Below are 16979 nucleotides of genomic sequence, written 5' to 3'. Positions count from 1 at the left end.
CGCCCGCGGCGGCGGCGGCCGCGCCGGCGGTCGCGCGCCGGGCGGCGCGGAAGGGGCGGTGGGTCGACATCGGGCGGGATGCGGGAAGCCCGCGGGCCGGGGCACCCGGCGGCGAGCGGGGGAATGATACCCCTGGATTCTGCCGGGCGCGCGTGCCCGCGCGCGTGGCGTGCACGTGTCTTGCACCCCTGGGCCCGCCGGACGATCCGCCCACCCGAACCGTGACCCGCATGACCGTGCGTCCGACGCTCGTCGCCGTCGCCGCGGCGCTGCTCGCCGTCGCCCTCCCGGGCTGCGGCCCGCGCGCCGTCGAGGTGTCGACGGGGGAGTCGCGCCCCGCCGAGAGCAGCATCGACTTCACCAACAACCTGTCGCAGGCGGTGAACGTCTACGTGCGCCCGGCGAGCGGCTCGGAGGTCTTCCTCCGCCAGGTCGGCGCGCGCTCGACCGAGAGCATCCCGGTGCGCGGAATCTCGGCCGGCAGCTCGGTGACGCTGCGCGCGGCGCCGGTGGACGGCTCGACCAGCTACTCGCGCGAGGGGGTGACGCTCGGACGCGGGGTGGCCTGGCGGGTGCCCTGACCGACGTCCTGCGGCGTCGCGGGGGCGGCAGGGCGCCGGCCCGCCGTTGATCGCCCCCCCGCCCGCCGATAGCTTATCGGGCCGAAGTCATCCGCTTCGGCCCGTCGTGCGTCCGCGCCCGCCTCGAGCCGTCGTGCCGCCCCGGCCGCGTCGCATCCCGTCGCGCCGGTCCGGCCGCCGCCCGGGGCGGGCGGGTCCCTATGTGCACCCGCCCCTCCCCGCATGCTCCGACTCTGGGAATGGATCAAGGCCGGCTACCTCCGGATCGTTGATCCATTCGCCGCCTGGCTCGTCCGGAACAACGTCGGGCCGAACACGATCACGACCGTAGGCACGCTGACGTACGTGATCGGCGGGGCGATCTACGCGTCGGGGCACATCCGGGCCGCGGGGTGGTTCCTCGGCCTCACCGCCTGCTTCGACGTCCTGGACGGGAAGGTCGCGCGCGCCTCGGGGCGCACGACGGTGTTCGGCGCCTTCTACGACTCGACGCTCGACCGCGTGGCCGACGGCGCGGTGCTCGGCGGGCTGGCGGTGTTCTTCGCCCGCAACGACGTGCTGCACGGCGTGCCGCCGTGGGCCGGGACGCCGATGGTCGCGGTGACGCTGCTCGGCATCATCGGCACGTTCCTGACCTCGTACACCCGCGCGCGCGCCGAGGCGCTCGGGATCGACGCCAAGGTCGGCCTGATGCAGCGCCCCGAGCGGGTGGTGCTGCTGTCGGCCCCGCAGGCGTTCTTCGGGCTCGCCCTCGACGGGTGGGTCCTGATGTCCATCGTGACCCTGCTGACGGTCACGGCGTGGATCACCGCCATCCAGCGCATCGCCTTCGTGCACCGCGTGACGCAGACGATCGACGCCCCGGGCGGCGCCCCTTCCTGATCAATCCCCGGAGATCTCTCCCCGTGACGGGTCCCTCGACCGCGCAGGACCGCAAGACGAGCATCCAGCCGGCCACCGGCAAGCTCGGCATCCTCACCCCCGGCCTCGGCGCCGTGGCGACGACCTTCATCGCCGGCGTGGAGAGCGTCCGCCGCGGGCTGTCGAAGCCCATCGGGTCGCTCACGCAGATGGCGACGATCCGCCTCGGCAAGCGCACCGACAACCGGTCGCCGCTGATCAAGGACTTCGTCCCGCTGGCGGGGCTCGAGGACCTGGTGTTCGGCGCGTGGGACCCGATCCCCGACGACGCCTACACGGCGGCCAAGAAGGCGGGGGTGCTCGAGGACCGCGACCTGGAGCCGATCAAGGACTTCCTGAGCGGCATCAAGCCGATGCCGGCGGCGTTCGAGAACACGTACGTCACCCGCATCAACGGCACGAACGTCAAGACGGGGAGCAAGCGCGAGCAGGCCGAGGCGCTGCGCGAGGACATCCGCCGCTTCAAGAGCGAGAACGGGTGCGACCGCGTGGTGCTGGTGTGGTGCGCGTCGACCGAGATCTACATCAAGGCCGGCCCGCAGCACGCGACCGTCGAGGCCTTCGAGAAGGCGATGGACGCCAACGACGCGGCGATCGCCCCGTCGATGCTCTACGCCTGGGCGGCGATCATGGAGGGCTGCGCCTTCGCGAACGGCGCGCCGAACCTGACGACCGACGTGCCGGCGCTGCTGGAGCTGGCCAACCAGAAGGGCGTGGCCGTCTCGGGGAAGGACTTCAAGACCGGCCAGACCTGGATGAAGACGATCATCGCGCCGGGCATGAAGGCGCGCATGCTCGGCCTCGCGGGGTGGTACTCGACCAACATCCTCGGCAACCGCGACGGCGAGGTGCTCGACGACCCGGCGTCGTTCAAGACGAAGGAGGAGTCGAAGCTGTCGGTGCTGCACACGATCCTGCAGCCGGAGAAGTACCCGGACCTGTACGAGGGCTTCAGCCACGTCGTGCGCATCAACTACTACCCGCCGCGCGGCGACAACAAGGAAGGCTGGGACAACATCGACATCGTCGGGTGGATGGGCTACCCGATGCAGATCAAGGTCAACTTCCTCTGCCGCGACTCGATCCTGGCGGCGCCGCTGGTGCTCGACCTGGCGCTGTTCAGCGACTTCGCGCAGCGCGCCGGGATGAAGGGGATCCAGGAGTGGCTCTCGTTCTATTACAAGAGCCCGATGACGGCGCCGGGGCTGCAGCCGGAGCACGACCTGTTCATCCAGCAGACGAAGCTGAAGAACACGCTGCGCCACCTGATGGGCGAGGACCAGATCACCCACCTCGGCCTGGAGTACTACGCGTGATGGCCCGCGGGGTCGTACGCCGCGGAGCGCTGGGGGCGCTCGCGCTGCTCGCCGGCGCCGTCGCGGCGTGCGGCCCCCGGGAGCGCCAGCCGATCCGCCTCTGGACGGACCACTTCGAGTTCCGGGTCACGATGGACCCCACGCCGCCGCACGCCAACGAGCCGACGATCTTCCGCGTCGTCGTGCTCGACCGCGAGACGCGCCAGCCGGTGGAGGGCGGGGAGGGGCAGGTCTTCGCGACCAGCGAGGACCGCGTCAACAAGTTCGACTCGTTCGTCGCGGCCCCGGAGGCGGGGACGTACACCGCCCGCATGACGTTCGTGACCGCGGGCGACTGGCACGTCAACCTGCGCTTCCGCCGCGACTCGACCTCCGCGATCGAGAAGCCCGTCGAGGACTGGGTGCAGACCGTCGGCGCCCCGCGTCCCCCCGACCAGCGCCCGTACAAGTAACCCCATGCGCCACTTCCACCGGACGAGCGTCGGCCCCGACGCCGTGATGCAGACCGCCGACGCGTTCTTCGGCGCGCTCGGGCTGAAGGCCACGGCGTCGGCCGCCCGCACCCGCGGCTTCGCCGGCGAGCTGGGGACGCTCCAGCTGTCGGTGCGCATGGAGGGCGGGCACTACACGTTCGTCGAGGTGCACACCGACCAGATCGGCGAGTCGCGCCTCGACAAGAACGTGAAGAAGTTCTTCGTGGCGCTGCACAAGCAGGTCGACCGCCGGCACGCGATGGAGGCGGGCTACTGATGGCGACCCGCACCGCCCGGAAGGGCGGCGAGCCCGCGGCGCGCCCGAGCGACCGGCTCACGCGCGAGCAGAAGCTGGAGCTCTATTACTGGATGCGCCTCACGCGCACCCTGGAGGAGCGGCTGGTCGCGCTCTACCGCCAGACCAAGGTCGTCGGGGGGCTCTTCCGCTCGCTCGGGCAGGAGGCCGACGCCGTCGGCAGCTGCTTCGCGCTGGAGCGGCGCGACGTCATGTCGCCGCTGATCCGCAACCTCGGCGCGATGCTCGTGAAGGGGGCGACGCCGGTCGAGGTGCTGAAGCAGTACATGGCCAAGGGCGACAGCCCGACGCGCGGGCGCGAGCTGAACATCCACTTCGGCGACGTCGGCGCCGCCGGGGCCACGCGCGGCTTCCTCGGCCAGATCTCGCCGCTCGGCGACATGGTCCCGGTAATGACGGGGGTCACGCTGTCGTTCCGCATGCGCGGCGAGGACCGCGTGGGGCTGGTGTACGTCGGCGACGGCGCGACCTCGACCGGCGCGTTCCACGAGGGGATCAACTTCGCCGCCGTGCAGCGCTGCCCGCTGGTCGTGGTGGTCGAGAACAACGGCTACGCATACTCGACGCCGACGCACAAGCAGACGCTGGCGAAGCAGTTCGTCGACAAGGCGGTCGGCTACGGGATCCCCGGCTACCAGGCCGACGGCAACGACGTGCTCGCGGTCTACGACGTGACCCGCACGGCGGTCGACGCCGCGCGCGCCGGCGGCGGGACGCAGCTGGTCGAGCTCATGACGTACCGCCGCAAGGGGCACGCGGAGCACGACAACCAGAGCTACGTCCCCGACGGGGAGATCGAGCGGTGGGCGGCGGAGAACGACCCGATCGACCGCTACGTCGCGCGCCTGACCGGGGAGCTGGGCTTCGCCGCCGCCGAGCTGGCGGCGGTGGACGAGCGCGTGCGCCGCGAGGTGGACGCGGCGACCGACGAGGCGGAGGCGTCGGGGTTCCCCGAGCCGCTCGACGCGCTGCTGGGCGTCTACGCCGACCCGCCGGCCGAGCGCCCGCTCTGGTTCCGCGAGGGGACGGGCGGCGCGGTGGCGGCCAGCGAGCGCGCCGCCGACGGCTGGGGCGTCTACAGGGCCGACCCGAAGGCCGGGGGGGACGCCTGATGGCCGAGATCACGTACCTCGAGGCGATCCGCGAGGCGCTGTTCGAGGAGATGGCGCGCGACGAGAACGTCTTCTGCCTCGGCGAGGACATCGGCGCCTTCGGCGGCGCGTTCAAGGTCACCGAGGGGCTGATGGCCCGCTTCGGCGAGTCGCGCGTGATCGACACCCCGATCAGCGAGATCGGGATCGTCGGCGCGGCGGCGGGGGCGGCGCACATGGGGATGCGCCCGGTGGTCGAGATGCAGTTCATCGACTTCATCGCCAACGCGTACGACATCCTCACCAACTACGTGGCGACCGCGCGCTACCGCGCGTTCCTCCCGTGCCCGATGGTCGTGCGCGGGCCCAGCGGGGGCTACGTTCGCGGCGGCCCGTTCCACTCGCAGAACCCCGAGGCCGGGTTCGTCCACACCCCCGGGCTCAAGGTCGTCTACCCGTCGACCGCCGAGGACGCGAAGGGGCTGATGAAGGCCGCCATCCGCGACGAGGACTGCGTGCTCTTCTTCGAGCACAAGTACCTCTACCGCCGCGTGAAGGGGGTGATGCCGGCCGGCGACCACGTCGTGCCGATCGGCAAGGCGCGCGTGGCGCGCGAGGGGACCGACGTCTCGGTCATCACCTACGCGGCCACCGTGCACAAGGCGCTGGAGGCGGCCGAGCAGCTGCAGGCGGAGGACGGGCTGTCGGTCGAGGTCATCGACCTGCGCACCCTGGCCCCGCTCGACGACGAGGCGATCGTGGCGACCGTCCGCAAGACGAACCGCGTCCTCGTGCTCCACGAGGACACGCGGACCGGCGGGATCGCGGGCGAGATCACCGCGCGCATCTCCGAGTCCTGCTTCGAGTGGCTCGACGCGCCGGTGCTCCGGGTGACCGCGCACGACATCCCGCTCCCCTACGCGCCGCAGCTCGAGGACTTCGTGCTCCCGCAGACGCCGGACGTCGTGCGAGCGATCCGGCGGCTCGCCGCGTACTGACGGATGGCGCAGCACGGGCAGGAGGGGCGGTACAACTGGGGCATCGGCTGCCTGATGCTCCCCATGGGCGCGGGGGCCGGCGCGATGCTCGGCGTCCTCGTCTCGAAGCTGGTGCAGTGGGCGACCCGCGGGCCGCAGTGCTCCGGGATCCCGACCTGCGACTGGCACGTCTACGCCGGGTGGGGCGCGCTGGCCGGCGCGCTCTCCCTCCCGGCGCTCGTCCTCTGGTCGCTGCTGCGGCGCCCCGCGTCCGAAGCCGATTCCACCACCGACACCAACCGGAGTTGAAGCCGTGGCTCGTGTAGACGTCATCATGCCCCAGATGGGCGAGTCGATCGCCGAGGGGACGCTCTCGCGCTGGCTCAAGAAGGTCGGCGACGAGGTGAAGCGCGACGAGCCGATCTTCGAGATCTCCACCGACAAGGTCGACGCCGAGATCCCGGCGCCGACGGCCGGCATCCTCGCCGAGGTGTCGGTCACCGAGGGGCAGACGGTCGCCGTCGGCACCATCGTCGCGCGCATCGAGACCGACAAGAGCGCGCCGATCGGCGCGCCGGCCGCCGCGTCCGCCCCCGCGGCCGCCACCTCGGCGCCGGCCGCGTCGTCGCCCGCGGCCGCGGCCCCGGCGGCCGCGGCTCCGGCCGCGCCCGCGGGGAACGGCAACGCGTTCGAGGACCGCATCCGCACCAAGAGCTCCCCGCTCGTCCGGAAGATCGCCGCCGAGCACGGGATCGAGATCGCGGCGCTCCAGGGGAGCGGGATCGCGGGGCGCGTCACCAAGAAGGACCTCGAGGCGTTCCTCGAGTCGGGCGCGCCCGCCCCGACGACGGCCGCGCCAGCGGCGCCGTCCGCCCCGGCCCCGGCGCGTCCCGCCGTCGCCGCGCAGCGCGCCCGCCTCGGCGAGCTGCACGCGCCGGCGGTCGAGAGCATGCCCGGCGACGTGGTCGAGCCGATGAGCCGCATCCGCCAGCTGACGGCGGAGCACATGGTGCTGTCGCGCCGCTGGAACGCGCACGTCACCAGCTTCTTCGAGATCGACCTGACGCGCGTCGCCCGCATCCGCGCCAAGGCGCGCGCGGAGTTCGAGCGCACGACGGGCGAGAAGCTCACGTACCTGCCGTTCATCATCAAGGCGGTCACCGACGGCCTCAAGGCCTTCCCGGTGCTCAACGCCGCGGTGCGCGGCACCGACGTCGTCTACCGCAAGCAGTACAACATCGGCATCGCGGTGGCGCTCGACTGGGGGCTCATCGTCCCGGTCATCAAGAACGCCGACGACCTCTCGCTGACCGGGCTGACGCGCAACCTGAACGACCTGGCCAACCGGGCGCGCACGAAGAAGCTGCAGCCGCAGGAGGTGCAGGGCGCGACGTTCACCATCACCAACCCGGGCGTCTTCGGCTCGCTCATGGGGACGCCGATCATCCCGGTGCCGACGTCGGGGATCATGGGCGTGGGCGCAATCGAGAAGCGCCCGAAGGTGATCACCGGGCCGGACGGCGAGGACACGATCGCCATCCGCACCTGCAGCTACTTCTCGATGTCGTTCGACCACCGCATCGTCGACGGCTCGGACGCCGACCGCTTCATGGCGTTCGTGAAGAAGCAGCTGGAGAGCTGGCCCGAGCAGGGCGGCCTCTGACCGGACCGACCCCCGTGCCGCGCGCGCTCGCCATCCGTTACCTGGACGTCCCCGGCGGCGCGCGCGACGCGTACCGTGCGCGCCTCGCCGAGCGGACGGCGGGCGCGCGTGCGTGCGGCTACCACCTCTGGGCCTTCGAGCGCGAGGGCGCGGCCGACCGCGTCGTCGAGTTCGTGGAGGCCGCCGACGACGGCGCGCTGCGCACCGCGCTGCTGCAGGACGCGCTGCTCGCCGAGTCGCTCGACTTCCGCGTCGACCCGGGCGCGCCGGCGCCCGAGTGGGAGCGCTACGCCGGCATCCCGCACGCCTCCTGACCTCCGTCCCATGCCCACCCGCCGCATCACCGTCGACGGCCGCAGCTGGCGCGTCTTCCCCTCGGGCTTCGTCACGCAGTACAACCTCGACGAGTTCGGGCTGCTCTTCGTCGCCGGCGAGGGGGACGACCGCGAGGTGCGCGTCACCCGCTACTCCCCGCACGGCTCGCGGTCGCGCGAGCAGTCGCTGTCCGAGATGAGCGACGCGCGGCTGGCCGAGCTGCTCGCCGCGTCGCAGCCGAGCGAGACTTCGCCGGAGGCCGGCTACCGCACCAGCGCGCTCCCGGGCAGCGAGGCGTGACCGCCCCCGCCGCCGCCGGCCCCTTCGTCGACCTGCACGCGCACTCGACCGCCTCCGACGGGCACCTGCCGCCGGCGGCGGTCGTCGAGGCGGCGCGCGCGGCGTCGCTGGCGGCGATGGCGCTCACCGACCACGACACGGTCGCCGGCGTCCCCGAGGCGCAGGCGGCCGGCGACGCGCTGGGGGTGCGCGTGGTCGCGGGGTGCGAGCTGTCCGCGCACCTCGGCGACGACGAGATCCACCTGCTGGCGCTCCACCTCGACCGCGTGGACGTGATCGCGGGCGAGCTGACGCGCTTCCGCGACGACCGCGTCGCCCGCGCCGAGCGCATGGTGGCGATCCTGGCGGGGCAGGGGATCGCGGTGACGATGGACGACGTGCTGCGCGAGGCGGCCGGCGGCGCGGTCGGGCGGCCGCACGTGGCGCGCGCGGTGGTGGCCGCCGGCGGCGCCCGCGACATCCGCGAGGCGTTCGACCGCTTCCTGGGCGACGGGCGCCCGGCCTACGTCGACAAGCCGCGCCTCGACGCCGCCGACGCGATCCGCCTCGCGCACGCCGCCGGCGGGATCGCCGTCTGGGCGCACCCGAAAGGCGAGGGGCGGCGCGACAACGTCGAGCGCCTCGCCGCCGCGGGGCTCGACGGCGTCGAGGTCTGGCACCCGGTGCACAACGCCGACGACCGCGCGCGGCTGCTGGCGCTCGCCGAGTTCTTCGGCCTCGTGACGAGCGGCGGCTCCGACTGGCACGGCATCCCCGACCACCCGCGCGCGCTGGGGATCATGCAGGTGCCGATCGAGGTGCTCGAGCGCCAGGACGCCCGCGTCGCCGCGCGCCGCCGCGCCGGCGCCGACGTCGCGCGGGGCTGACCGTGGAGCTGGCGGGGAAGGTCGCCCTCGTCACCGGGGCCGGGCACCGCGTCGGCCGCGCGCTGGCCGTCGCGTTGGGTGGGCGGGGGATGCGCGTCGTCGTCCACTACCGCTCGTCCGGGGACGAGGCGCGCGAGACGGTCCGCCTGATCGAGGCCGCCGGCGGCGAGGCGACGACGCTCCGCGGCGACCTGGGCGTCGCCGGCGAGCCCGCGCGCGTCGTCGAGGAGGCGGCCGCGCGCTTCGGGGCGCTCGACGTGCTCGTCAACTCGGCGGCCGTCATGGAGCGCACCCCGGTCGGCGAGGTCACCGAGGCGGCGTGGGACGCGATGTTCGCCGTCAACCTGCGCGCCCCGTTCTTCGCCGCGCAGGCCGCCGCGCGCGTCATGGGCGAGCGCGGGGGCGCGATCGTGAACCTCGCCGACCTCGCCGCATTCGAGACCTGGCCCGCCTACGTCCCGCACGGCATCAGCAAGGCCGGCGTCGTCCAGCTCACCCGCGCGCTCGCCCGCGTGCTCGCGCCGCACGTGCGCGTGAACGCGATCGCGCCGGGAGTCGTCATGCTCCCCGACGACTGGGACGACGAGTCGGGGGAGCGGCTGCGGCGCACGACGCCCCTCCAGCGCCACGGCTCCCCCGACGACGTCGTGCGGGCGCTGCTGTTCCTGCTCGAGGCCGACTTCGTGACCGGGGAGACGATCCTGGTGGACGGCGGCCGGCACGTCCGGCGGTAGGCGCCCGGACCCGAAGGCTGCCCCCGGCGTCCTCCGCTGGCGAGATTCCGACAGCCGGGCGACCGGCGCGACGCCGGGCCCGCTCCCCGCACACCCCGCCTCCTGAGGCGCCCGTGGCCACCACGACCGACACGACGACGCACGAGCTGGTGATCATCGGCTCCGGGCCCGCCGCCTGGACCGCCGCGATCTACGCCGGCCGCGCCAACCTGCGCCCGCTCCTGTTCGAGGGCGAGCCGGTCGGCACCGACCTCCCCGGCGGCCAGCTGATGCTGACCACCGACATCGAGAATTTCCCCGGCTTCCCCGAGCCGATCAGCGGCCCCGCGCTCATGGAGCGCATGAAGGAGCAGGCGCTGCGCTACGGCGTCACCGTCGTCTCCGAGCTGGTGGCCGACGTCGACCTCTCGCAGCACCCGTTCCGCGTCACGCCGAGCTACTCGGCGCCCGTGCTCGCGCACACGGTCATCGTCGCGACCGGCGCCAAGGCCAAGTGGATCGGGCTCGACAACGAGCTGCGCCTGGCGATGTCGGGCGGCGGCGTGTCGGCGTGCGCGGTGTGCGACGGCGCGCTCCCGCACTTCCGCAACAAGGTGCTCGCGGTCGTCGGCGGCGGCGACACGGCGATGGAGGAGGCGATGTACCTCACGAAGTTCGCCAGCGAGGTCGTCGTGATCCACCGCCGCGACGCCTTCCGCGCGTCGAAGGCGATGCAGGCGCGCGTGCTGTCGCACCCGAAGATCCGCGTCGAGTGGAACACGCAGGTCGCCGACGTGCTGGGCGACGCCGAGATCACGGGGCTGCGGCTGCGCGACACGAACACGGGCGCCGAGCGCGAGCTCGCGGTGGGCGGACTGTTCGTCGCGATCGGGCACGAGCCGAACACCGGGTTCCTCAAGGGGCAGCTGCAGACGACCCCGCACGGCTACATCGTGACGACGCCGGGGCGCACCGCGACCACCTGCCCGGGCGTGTTCGCCGCCGGCGACGTGATCGACGACTACTACCGCCAGGCCATCACCTCGGCGGGCACGGGGTGCCAGGCGGCGCTGGAGGCCGAGCGCTACCTCGCGCACCACGGCATCGGCGAGTCGCCGGTGCTGGAGACCGCCGAGACGGTGGTGTGCGCGAGCGAGAGCGCGCCCGGCATCGGCCCGGCGGAGATCGACGCGTCGCTGGCCGCGACGCACGGAGCGCCCGGCGCCGGGGCGCCGGCGTGAGTCCCGCCGCGCCGGCGACCGCGCTCGTCCCGGAGATCCTCGTCCAGACGGTCGGCGCCTTCCAGGAGAACTGCTACCTGGTGGTGGACCCGACCACCCGCGCCGCGGCGGTGGTGGACCCGGGCGCCGAGGGGGCGCGCCTGGTCGACTGGATCGCGGCGGCCGACGTGCGCGTCGAGGCGATCTGGCTGACGCACGCGCACCTCGACCACGTCGGCGCCATCGCCGAGGTGGTGGCGCGCTGGGACGTGCCGATCCACCTGCACCCCGACGACCTGCCGGTGTTCGGCCACGCGCCGCGCGCCGCCGCGATGTACGGGCTGCGCTTCGACCCGCAGCCCGCGCCCACCGCCGCCTTCGCCGACGGCGAGCGCCTCACCCTCGGCGCGCTGACCTTCGACGTGATGCACGCGCCGGGGCACGCGCCGGGGCACGTCGTTATCCACGGCCACGGCGTGGCGATCGTCGGCGACTGCCTGTTCCGCGGCTCGATCGGGCGCACCGACCTGCCGCTCTCCGACCCGCGCGCGCTCGCGCGCTCGCTGGAGCGGATCGCCGCGCTGCCGGCGAGCACGGTCGCCTATCCCGGCCACGGCCCCGAGACGACCATCGGCCGCGAGCGCGCCGAGAACCCGTTCCTGAACGGCGCCGCGCGCGTGGTCGGCGCATGACGACGCTCGTGATGCCGGGGCGCCTCCTCGGCGCGGCCGCGCTGCTGGCGGCGTGGATCGGCGCCGCGGCGCTGGTCGCGGCGGTGGTCGCCCCGTCGGCGTTCGCGGTGCTGCCGACGCGCGCGCTCGCCGACGCGCTGCTCGGCCGGGTCCTCCCGGTCGTCTTCGTCGCCGGCCTGCTGGTCGGCCTCGGCGCCGCGGCGCTCGGCTGGTACGCCGCGCCGGCCTTCGCGCGCACGCGCCTCGTCCTCCCGATCGTCGCCGCCGCGCTGTGCGCCGGCGCGCAGTTCGGCGTCGGCCCGCGCATCCAGCGCGTGCGCGCGCAGATCGGCCCGTCCGTCGAGGCGCTCGCGCCCACGGACCCGCTGCGGCGCGAGTTCGGGCGCCTGCACGGCGTCTCCGTGGCCCTCATGGGCGCCGGGATGCTGGCCGCCGGCGCCGCGCTCGTGCTCACCGGCGTCGCCGCCACGCGCGGCCGCTGACGCACCCGAAGTTCACCCTCCCCGCGACCTCCACAGGCACCGCCGTCATGTCCGACGCTTTCCGCACCGAGAAGGACCCCCTCGGCCCCCTCGACGTCCCGGCCGACGCGCTGTACGGCGTGCAGACGATGCGCGCCCGCCAGAACTTCCCCATCAGCGGGCTGAAGCCGCTCTGGCCCTTCGTGCAGGCGCAGGTCTGGATCAAGAAGGCGGCGGCCCTGACGCACAAGGAGACGGGGCGCCTGGACGCGAAGTCGGCCGACGCGATCGTCGCCGCGGCGGACGAGGTGCTGGCGCGCCAGCACGACGCGCACTTCGTCGTCGACCCGTACCAGGCGGGCGCCGGCACGTCGCACAACATGAACGTGAACGAGGTGCTTGCGAACCGCGCCAACGAGCTCCTCGGCGGGAAGCGCGGCGAGTACAAGCCCGTGCACCCGAACGACCACGTCAACATGGCGCAGTCGACCAACGACACGATCCCGACGAACATCCGCCTCGCCGCCCTCGGGCAGCTCGGCGCGCTGGTCGGGGCGTTCGAGGGGCTGCGCGACGCGCTGGCCGCCAAGGGGCGCGAGTTCGACCACATCGTGAAGGCCGGCCGCACGCACCTGCAGGACGCGATGCCGATCCGCCTCGGCCAGGAGTTCACCGCCTACGCCGGCTCGATGGACCGCGCGCTGCGCCGCGTGAAGGAGGCGGCCGACTACCTGCGCGACCTCGGCATCGGCGGCTCGGCCGTCGGCACCGGCGTGACGGTCGAGAAGGAGTACCCGGCGCTGATGAACAAGCACCTCAAGGCGATCACCGGCCTGGAGCTGCGCGTCGGCGAGGACCGCATCCAGCTGATGCAGAGCATGGGCGACGCGGCGGCGTTCAGCGCCACGCTGCGCGGTCTCGCCATCGACCTGTCCAAGATCGCCAGCGACCTGCGCCTCATGGTCATGGGGCCGCGCACCGGCATCGACGAGATCAAGCTGCCGGCCGTGCAGCCGGGGAGCTCGATCATGCCGGGCAAGATCAACCCGTCGATCCCCGAGATGGTCAACCAGGTGTGCTTCCAGGTCATGGGGTGCGACACCACGGTGGCCATCGCCAGCGAGCACGGGCAGCTCGAGCTGAACGTCATGATGCCCGTCATCGCCCACAACGTGCTGCTCTCGATGCAGATCCTCACGAGCACGGCGACCGTGCTCACCGAGAAGACGGTGCAGGGGATCGAGGCGAACGAGGAGATGTGCGCGTACTGGGTCGAGCGGTCGGCGGCGCTGGCCACGGCGCTCATGCCGCACATCGGCTACGCCAAGGCCGCGGAGCTCAGCAAGAAGTCGGTCGCCGAGGGGGTGCTGATCCGCGACATGGTGAAGCGCGACCAGCTGCTCCCCGCGGAGCAGATCGACGAGGTGCTCGACCTGCGCAAGATGACCGAGATCGGCGTCCCGGGCGGGGCGCACGCAATGGTCGCCGGCGGCTGAAGCGCCCGCTCACCCAGTGGTTGACGAGAGGCCGGACCCCCGCGGTCCGGCCTTCTCGCGCCACGCCCCCGGCGTCTCCCCCGTCCAGCGGCGGAACGCGCGGTAGAACGCCGCCGGCTCGGCGTACCCCAGCAGGAACGCGACCTCGGAGGAGCTGAGGTGCGGCGTGGCCAGGAGCAGCTCGGCGCGCTCCCGCCGCGCGTCGTCGAGCAGCGCGGCGAATCGCAGCCCCTCGCCGGCCAGCCGCCGGTGCAGGGTGCGCTCGGACACCGCGAGCCGGCGCGCCACGTCGGCCAGCCGCGGCTCCCCGTGCGCGACGAGCGCCGCCACCTCGCGGCGCGCGCGCTCGTCCACCGCGCCGGCCGCCGGCAGCTCGGCCTCGATCGCGGCGACGCGCCGCGCGAGGTAGCCGAAGAGGCGCGCGTCGGCGCGCGGCAGCGGCAGGTCGAGCAGCGGCGCGTCGAGCGCGACGTCGAGCGGCGCGCCGCCGCAGCTCACCGGGCAGCCGAACCACCGCTCGTGGCGCGCCGCGTCGGCGGCGCGCGCGAGCGGGTAGGCGACGTACCGCGCGCGCACGTCGCGCCCGCTCAGCGCGCGCATCGCGGCGACGGTCGCCGACGCCTGCGCGTACACCGGCTCGCGCAGCCGCGCGAAGGGCGCCGGCACCGGCTTGGTGAACACGACGCGCGCCCCCTCGGGCCCGTCGCGCCGCTCGGTGCGGGGCACGAGGTCCGGGTGCACCACCTCACGGTACCGGTCGAGCCACCCGATCGCGTCGCCGACCGTGCCGCCGTGCTGGATCGCGTAGCCGACCACGCCCAGCGACGCGACGCCGAGGCGCGCCCCGACCTCGAGACCGACGGGCGCGCGCGCGAGCGCCTCCCACAGCCGCAGGTCGTGCTCCACCGGGAGTCGCGCGTCGGGGTCGGCCAGCAGGGCGGGGTCGAGCCCCGCCTCGCGCACGAGCGTCGCGCGGTCGTGGCCGAGGGCGACGGCGACCTCCAGCACCCCGGCGACCACCGCCGAGAGGATGGTGTGGTCGTACATGCGGCGAATGTGGACCGGTGGCGGGCGCGGTCACAAGGCTGGCGGTCGCGGGCACTCACCGGCGCGCGCGCGCGGCGCATCGTGCCCGCGTCCTCAACGGAGCCACGCCATGCACCTGCACGACCTCCACGTCGCCGTCGTCGGCGGCGCCACCGGCGGCTGCGCCGCCGCCCTCCTGCTCGCCCGCGCCGGCGCGCGCGTCACCCTCGTCGAGCGCGTGGCCCGGCCGCGTGCGGTCGGCGCCGGCATCGCGATCGCCGAGAACGGGATGGCGGTGCTCGAGTCGCTTGGCCTCCGTCCCGCGCTCGACGCCGCGCGGCCGGCGGTCGGCGCGCGGGTGACCGACGCGCACGGGCGAGTGCTGCTCGCGCCCCCGGAGCCCGCGCCGAGCGTCCACGTGGTCCGCCGCGCGACGCTCCAGGGCGTGCTCCTCGACGCGGTCGCGGCCGAGTCGCGGATCGAGCGCCGCTTCGGCCACGAGGTGCTGGCGGCGGCGCCCGACGGCACGCTGGTGCTGCGCGACGGGACGGGAACGCACGCGCTGCGCGTCGACCTGGTCGTGGGGGCGGACGGCGTGGGATCGCGGGTGCGCGAGGGGGGCGACTTCGGCGCGCGCCTGTGGGGCACCGGGATCCGCTACGTGCGCGGCCTCGTCGCGCCGGGGCTCGCCGAGGGGGTGGAGGCGTGGACGGGCGCCGGGATCTTCGGCTCGTTCGCCGTCGACGACGGCACGTACTTCTTCGCGTCGTGCGGCACCGACGCGTGCGAGGCGGCGCTGGCGGCGCGCGACCTCGACGCGCTGCGGCGGGCGTGGGGACGCGCGTACGCGCCGGCCGGCCGCATCCTCGCCGGCGTCGCCGCGTTCGACGACCTGCTGGTGCACGAGGTGCGGCGGGTGGACTGCCGCCGCTGGTGGGACGGCCGCCTCGCGCTGCTCGGCGACGCGGCGCACGCGATGGCGCCGAACCTGGGCCAGGGGGCGAACAGCGCCCTGGTCGACGCGGCCGTCCTGCTCGACGAGCTGCGGCGCGCGCCCTCGCTGGCGGGGGCGCTGGCCGCGTACGACGCCCGTCGCCGGCCGGCGGTCCGGCGGGTGGCCGACGTCGCGGGGCTGCTGGGCCGGCTGTCGGAGGTCACGCACCCCGTCGCCCGCGCGCTCCGCGACCGGGTGCTGCTCCCGCTGGCCCGCTGCGCCTCGTCGGCGCGGGCCGCCGCGACGGTGCTGCAGGAGCCGTCGCCGGTGCTCCTCGCCATCGGGCGCGGGACGGCTTGAGCGTTGCCCGGCCGACACTTAGCGACTTAGCTTACGGCGTGCGCATCACCACCTGGGCCGAGTACGGCCTCATCTGTGCCCTCAACCTCGCCCGCCGCGCCGCCGACGGGCCGGTGACCGGCCGCTCCGTGGCCGCCGAGGAGAACCTCCCGACGGACTACGTCGAGCAGATCCTCCTGCGCCTGCGGCGCTCGGAGATCGTGCGCTCGGTCCGCGGCGCCCGCGGCGGCTACGCGCTCGCGCGCCCCGCCGAGGAGATCACCGTCCGCCAGGTGATGGCCGCCTCGGAGCTGGAGACGTTCGAGCTCCACTGCGCCAGCCATCCGGTCGGCGAGGAGCGCTGCTCGGCGGCCCACAGCTGCAGCATCCGCCCCGTCTGGATGATGCTCCAGCAGAAGATCGACGACGTGCTGGACAGCGTCCGCCTCTCCGACCTGCTGCACGACGAGATGGTCGTGCGGGCGCGGGTCGGGCTCGGCCCCAAGGCGCCGGGGCAGCTGCAGGCCGCGGCGACGCGCGGCAACCGGCGCAAGTCGTCCGAGCCGGTCGCCGTGGAGCGCCGCCTCCCGATCCTCCAGGGCTGAGGCGCGTGGCCCCGCTGTTCGGCGGCGCGCCGCGCGACGGGCGGCAGCGGGCGACGGCGTTCGTGCGCGCCGTGTGGGCCGACCCCGCCGAGGAGGACGTGCAGTGGCTGGCGACGACCGCGACCGGCGGCGACGTCGACCACGCGCGCTGGGAGCTGCGCTACGCGCGCCGCGCGCTCGGCCTGCTGGCCGCCCAGCGCGACGCCCTCGACGACCGCACCGGGTCGCTGGAGGCGCGCGCGACGACCGAGGCGATGGCCGCCGACCCGGCGGTCGCCGTGAGCGCGGCGGCGCTGGCCGAGCGGCAGTTCAACGACCGGCTGGCCGCCTACCGCGACGCGCTGCAGCAGCGATCCTCCGAGTCGCCGGGGACGCGGCTGGGGCGCGTGCTGCTCGTGTTCGCGGGGTCGGTGCGCGCCGCGCGCGGCGCGGGGCTGCAGCCGGCGGGCGAGCTGCTCGGGCGCTACCTCGACGAGGCCAACGCCGCGCTGCGGCAGGCGTTCGGCGAGGCGTCGCTTCCCGAGGACCGGGCGCCGTCGACGCTGGCGAAGCCCGGCTGACGCGCGCGCGGACCGGAACGAAGAAGCGGGGCCGATCCGATGGATCGGCCCCGCATTTCTTCTAGAGCAGATCACGGCGCGGCGTAGCGGCCGTAGCCGCAGTGGCGGAAGTAG

The 16979-nt window shown here is 74.3% G+C and carries 21 protein-coding genes; 20 read left to right on the top strand and 1 reads right to left on the bottom strand.

Annotation, left to right across the window (positions count from 1 at the left end; all coding sequences use genetic code 11):
• Positions 1 to 230: 230 nt before the first annotated feature.
• From PYV61_RS08570 to PYV61_RS08490, 17 genes are all read left to right on the top strand, one after another.
• Positions 231 to 581 carry a hypothetical protein gene (locus tag PYV61_RS08570; RefSeq protein WP_275830362.1) on the top strand — a complete coding sequence of 117 codons (351 nt, stop codon included), beginning with the start codon at positions 231 to 233 and terminating at the stop codon, positions 579 to 581.
• A 222-nt stretch (positions 582 to 803) separates the two neighbouring features.
• The gene (locus PYV61_RS08565) at positions 804 to 1463 is read left to right on the top strand and encodes a CDP-alcohol phosphatidyltransferase family protein (RefSeq protein WP_275830360.1); all 660 of its coding nucleotides are present in this window, start codon (positions 804 to 806) and stop codon (positions 1461 to 1463) included.
• 23 nt (positions 1464 to 1486) lie between these two features.
• The gene (locus PYV61_RS08560) at positions 1487 to 2818 is read left to right on the top strand and encodes an inositol-3-phosphate synthase (RefSeq protein ID WP_275830358.1); all 1332 of its coding nucleotides are present in this window, start codon (positions 1487 to 1489) and stop codon (positions 2816 to 2818) included.
• Positions 2818 to 3270, top strand: coding sequence for a FixH family protein (locus PYV61_RS08555; protein WP_275830355.1), 453 nt, complete (start codon positions 2818 to 2820; stop codon positions 3268 to 3270). Before PYV61_RS08560 ends, PYV61_RS08555 begins: the two co-directional genes overlap by 1 nt.
• A 4-nt stretch (positions 3271 to 3274) precedes the next feature.
• A complete protein-coding gene (locus tag PYV61_RS08550; RefSeq protein ID WP_275830353.1) occupies positions 3275 to 3568 on the top strand; it encodes a hypothetical protein in 294 nt (97 codons plus the stop codon).
• Positions 3568 to 4719, top strand: coding sequence for a thiamine pyrophosphate-dependent dehydrogenase E1 component subunit alpha (locus PYV61_RS08545; protein ID WP_275830351.1), 1152 nt, complete (start codon positions 3568 to 3570; stop codon positions 4717 to 4719). Before PYV61_RS08550 ends, PYV61_RS08545 begins: the two co-directional genes overlap by 1 nt.
• Entirely contained in the window at positions 4719 to 5696 is a 978-nt protein-coding gene (locus tag PYV61_RS08540) for an alpha-ketoacid dehydrogenase subunit beta (RefSeq protein ID WP_275830349.1), read from the top strand. Before PYV61_RS08545 ends, PYV61_RS08540 begins: the two co-directional genes overlap by 1 nt.
• Positions 5697 to 5699: 3 nt before the next feature.
• The gene (locus tag PYV61_RS08535) at positions 5700 to 5984 is read left to right on the top strand and encodes a hypothetical protein (RefSeq protein WP_275830347.1); all 285 of its coding nucleotides are present in this window, start codon (positions 5700 to 5702) and stop codon (positions 5982 to 5984) included.
• 4 nt (positions 5985 to 5988) lie between these two features.
• Entirely contained in the window at positions 5989 to 7338 is a 1350-nt protein-coding gene (sucB, locus tag PYV61_RS08530) for a 2-oxoglutarate dehydrogenase, E2 component, dihydrolipoamide succinyltransferase (protein ID WP_275830346.1), read from the top strand.
• 14 nt (positions 7339 to 7352) lie between these two features.
• On the top strand, positions 7353 to 7652 hold the full coding sequence (locus PYV61_RS08525) for a hypothetical protein (protein WP_275830345.1): 300 nt from the start codon (positions 7353 to 7355) through the stop codon (positions 7650 to 7652).
• Between the two features lie 10 nt (positions 7653 to 7662).
• Entirely contained in the window at positions 7663 to 7953 is a 291-nt protein-coding gene (locus tag PYV61_RS08520; protein ID WP_275830344.1) for a hypothetical protein, read from the top strand.
• Entirely contained in the window at positions 7950 to 8819 is an 870-nt protein-coding gene (locus tag PYV61_RS08515; RefSeq protein ID WP_275830343.1) for a PHP domain-containing protein, read from the top strand. The genes PYV61_RS08520 and PYV61_RS08515 overlap by 4 nt, the downstream gene beginning before the upstream one ends.
• Positions 8820 to 8821: 2 nt before the next feature.
• Positions 8822 to 9553: an SDR family oxidoreductase gene (locus PYV61_RS08510; protein WP_275830342.1), complete on the top strand. Its 732-nt coding sequence runs from the start codon at positions 8822 to 8824 to the stop codon at positions 9551 to 9553.
• Between the two features lie 113 nt (positions 9554 to 9666).
• Complete coding sequence (gene trxB, locus PYV61_RS08505) at positions 9667 to 10773, top strand: thioredoxin-disulfide reductase (protein ID WP_275830341.1); 1107 nt, start codon at positions 9667 to 9669, stop codon at positions 10771 to 10773.
• Complete coding sequence (locus PYV61_RS08500) at positions 10770 to 11444, top strand: MBL fold metallo-hydrolase (RefSeq protein ID WP_275830340.1); 675 nt, start codon at positions 10770 to 10772, stop codon at positions 11442 to 11444. The genes trxB and PYV61_RS08500 overlap by 4 nt, the downstream gene beginning before the upstream one ends.
• Positions 11441 to 11926 (top strand): DUF4149 domain-containing protein, encoded by a 486-nt coding sequence (locus PYV61_RS08495; protein WP_275830339.1) that lies wholly within the window; start codon positions 11441 to 11443, stop codon positions 11924 to 11926. Before PYV61_RS08500 ends, PYV61_RS08495 begins: the two co-directional genes overlap by 4 nt.
• A 47-nt stretch (positions 11927 to 11973) precedes the next feature.
• On the top strand, positions 11974 to 13401 hold the full coding sequence (locus PYV61_RS08490; RefSeq protein ID WP_275830338.1) for an aspartate ammonia-lyase: 1428 nt from the start codon (positions 11974 to 11976) through the stop codon (positions 13399 to 13401).
• A gap of 9 nt (positions 13402 to 13410) precedes the next feature.
• Here the strand turns inward: PYV61_RS08490 and PYV61_RS08485 are convergent, their stop codons facing one another.
• Positions 13411 to 14448 (bottom strand): AraC family transcriptional regulator, encoded by a 1038-nt coding sequence (locus tag PYV61_RS08485; RefSeq protein ID WP_275830336.1) that lies wholly within the window; start codon positions 14446 to 14448, stop codon positions 13411 to 13413.
• Positions 14449 to 14557: 109 nt separating this feature from the next.
• On the opposite strand from PYV61_RS08485, the gene PYV61_RS08480 reads away from it, so the two are divergent.
• From PYV61_RS08480 to PYV61_RS08470, 3 genes are read left to right on the top strand one after another with little or no spacing between them, the layout of a single operon-like run.
• Positions 14558 to 15721 carry an NAD(P)/FAD-dependent oxidoreductase gene (locus PYV61_RS08480; RefSeq protein WP_275830334.1) on the top strand — a complete coding sequence of 388 codons (1164 nt, stop codon included), beginning with the start codon at positions 14558 to 14560 and terminating at the stop codon, positions 15719 to 15721.
• A gap of 38 nt (positions 15722 to 15759) precedes the next feature.
• A complete protein-coding gene (locus PYV61_RS08475) occupies positions 15760 to 16305 on the top strand; it encodes an Rrf2 family transcriptional regulator (protein ID WP_275830332.1) in 546 nt (181 codons plus the stop codon).
• Between the two features lie 5 nt (positions 16306 to 16310).
• Positions 16311 to 16865, top strand: a complete 555-nt coding sequence (locus PYV61_RS08470) for a hypothetical protein (RefSeq protein WP_275830330.1) — start codon at positions 16311 to 16313, stop codon at positions 16863 to 16865.
• The last annotated feature ends 114 nt before the right edge of the window (positions 16866 to 16979 follow it).

It is taken from the genome of Roseisolibacter sp. H3M3-2 (assembly GCF_029211165.1).
Taxonomy (GTDB): Bacteria; Gemmatimonadota; Gemmatimonadetes; order Gemmatimonadales; family Gemmatimonadaceae; genus Roseisolibacter.
This window is presented reverse-complemented; position numbering and strand designations above follow the sequence as displayed.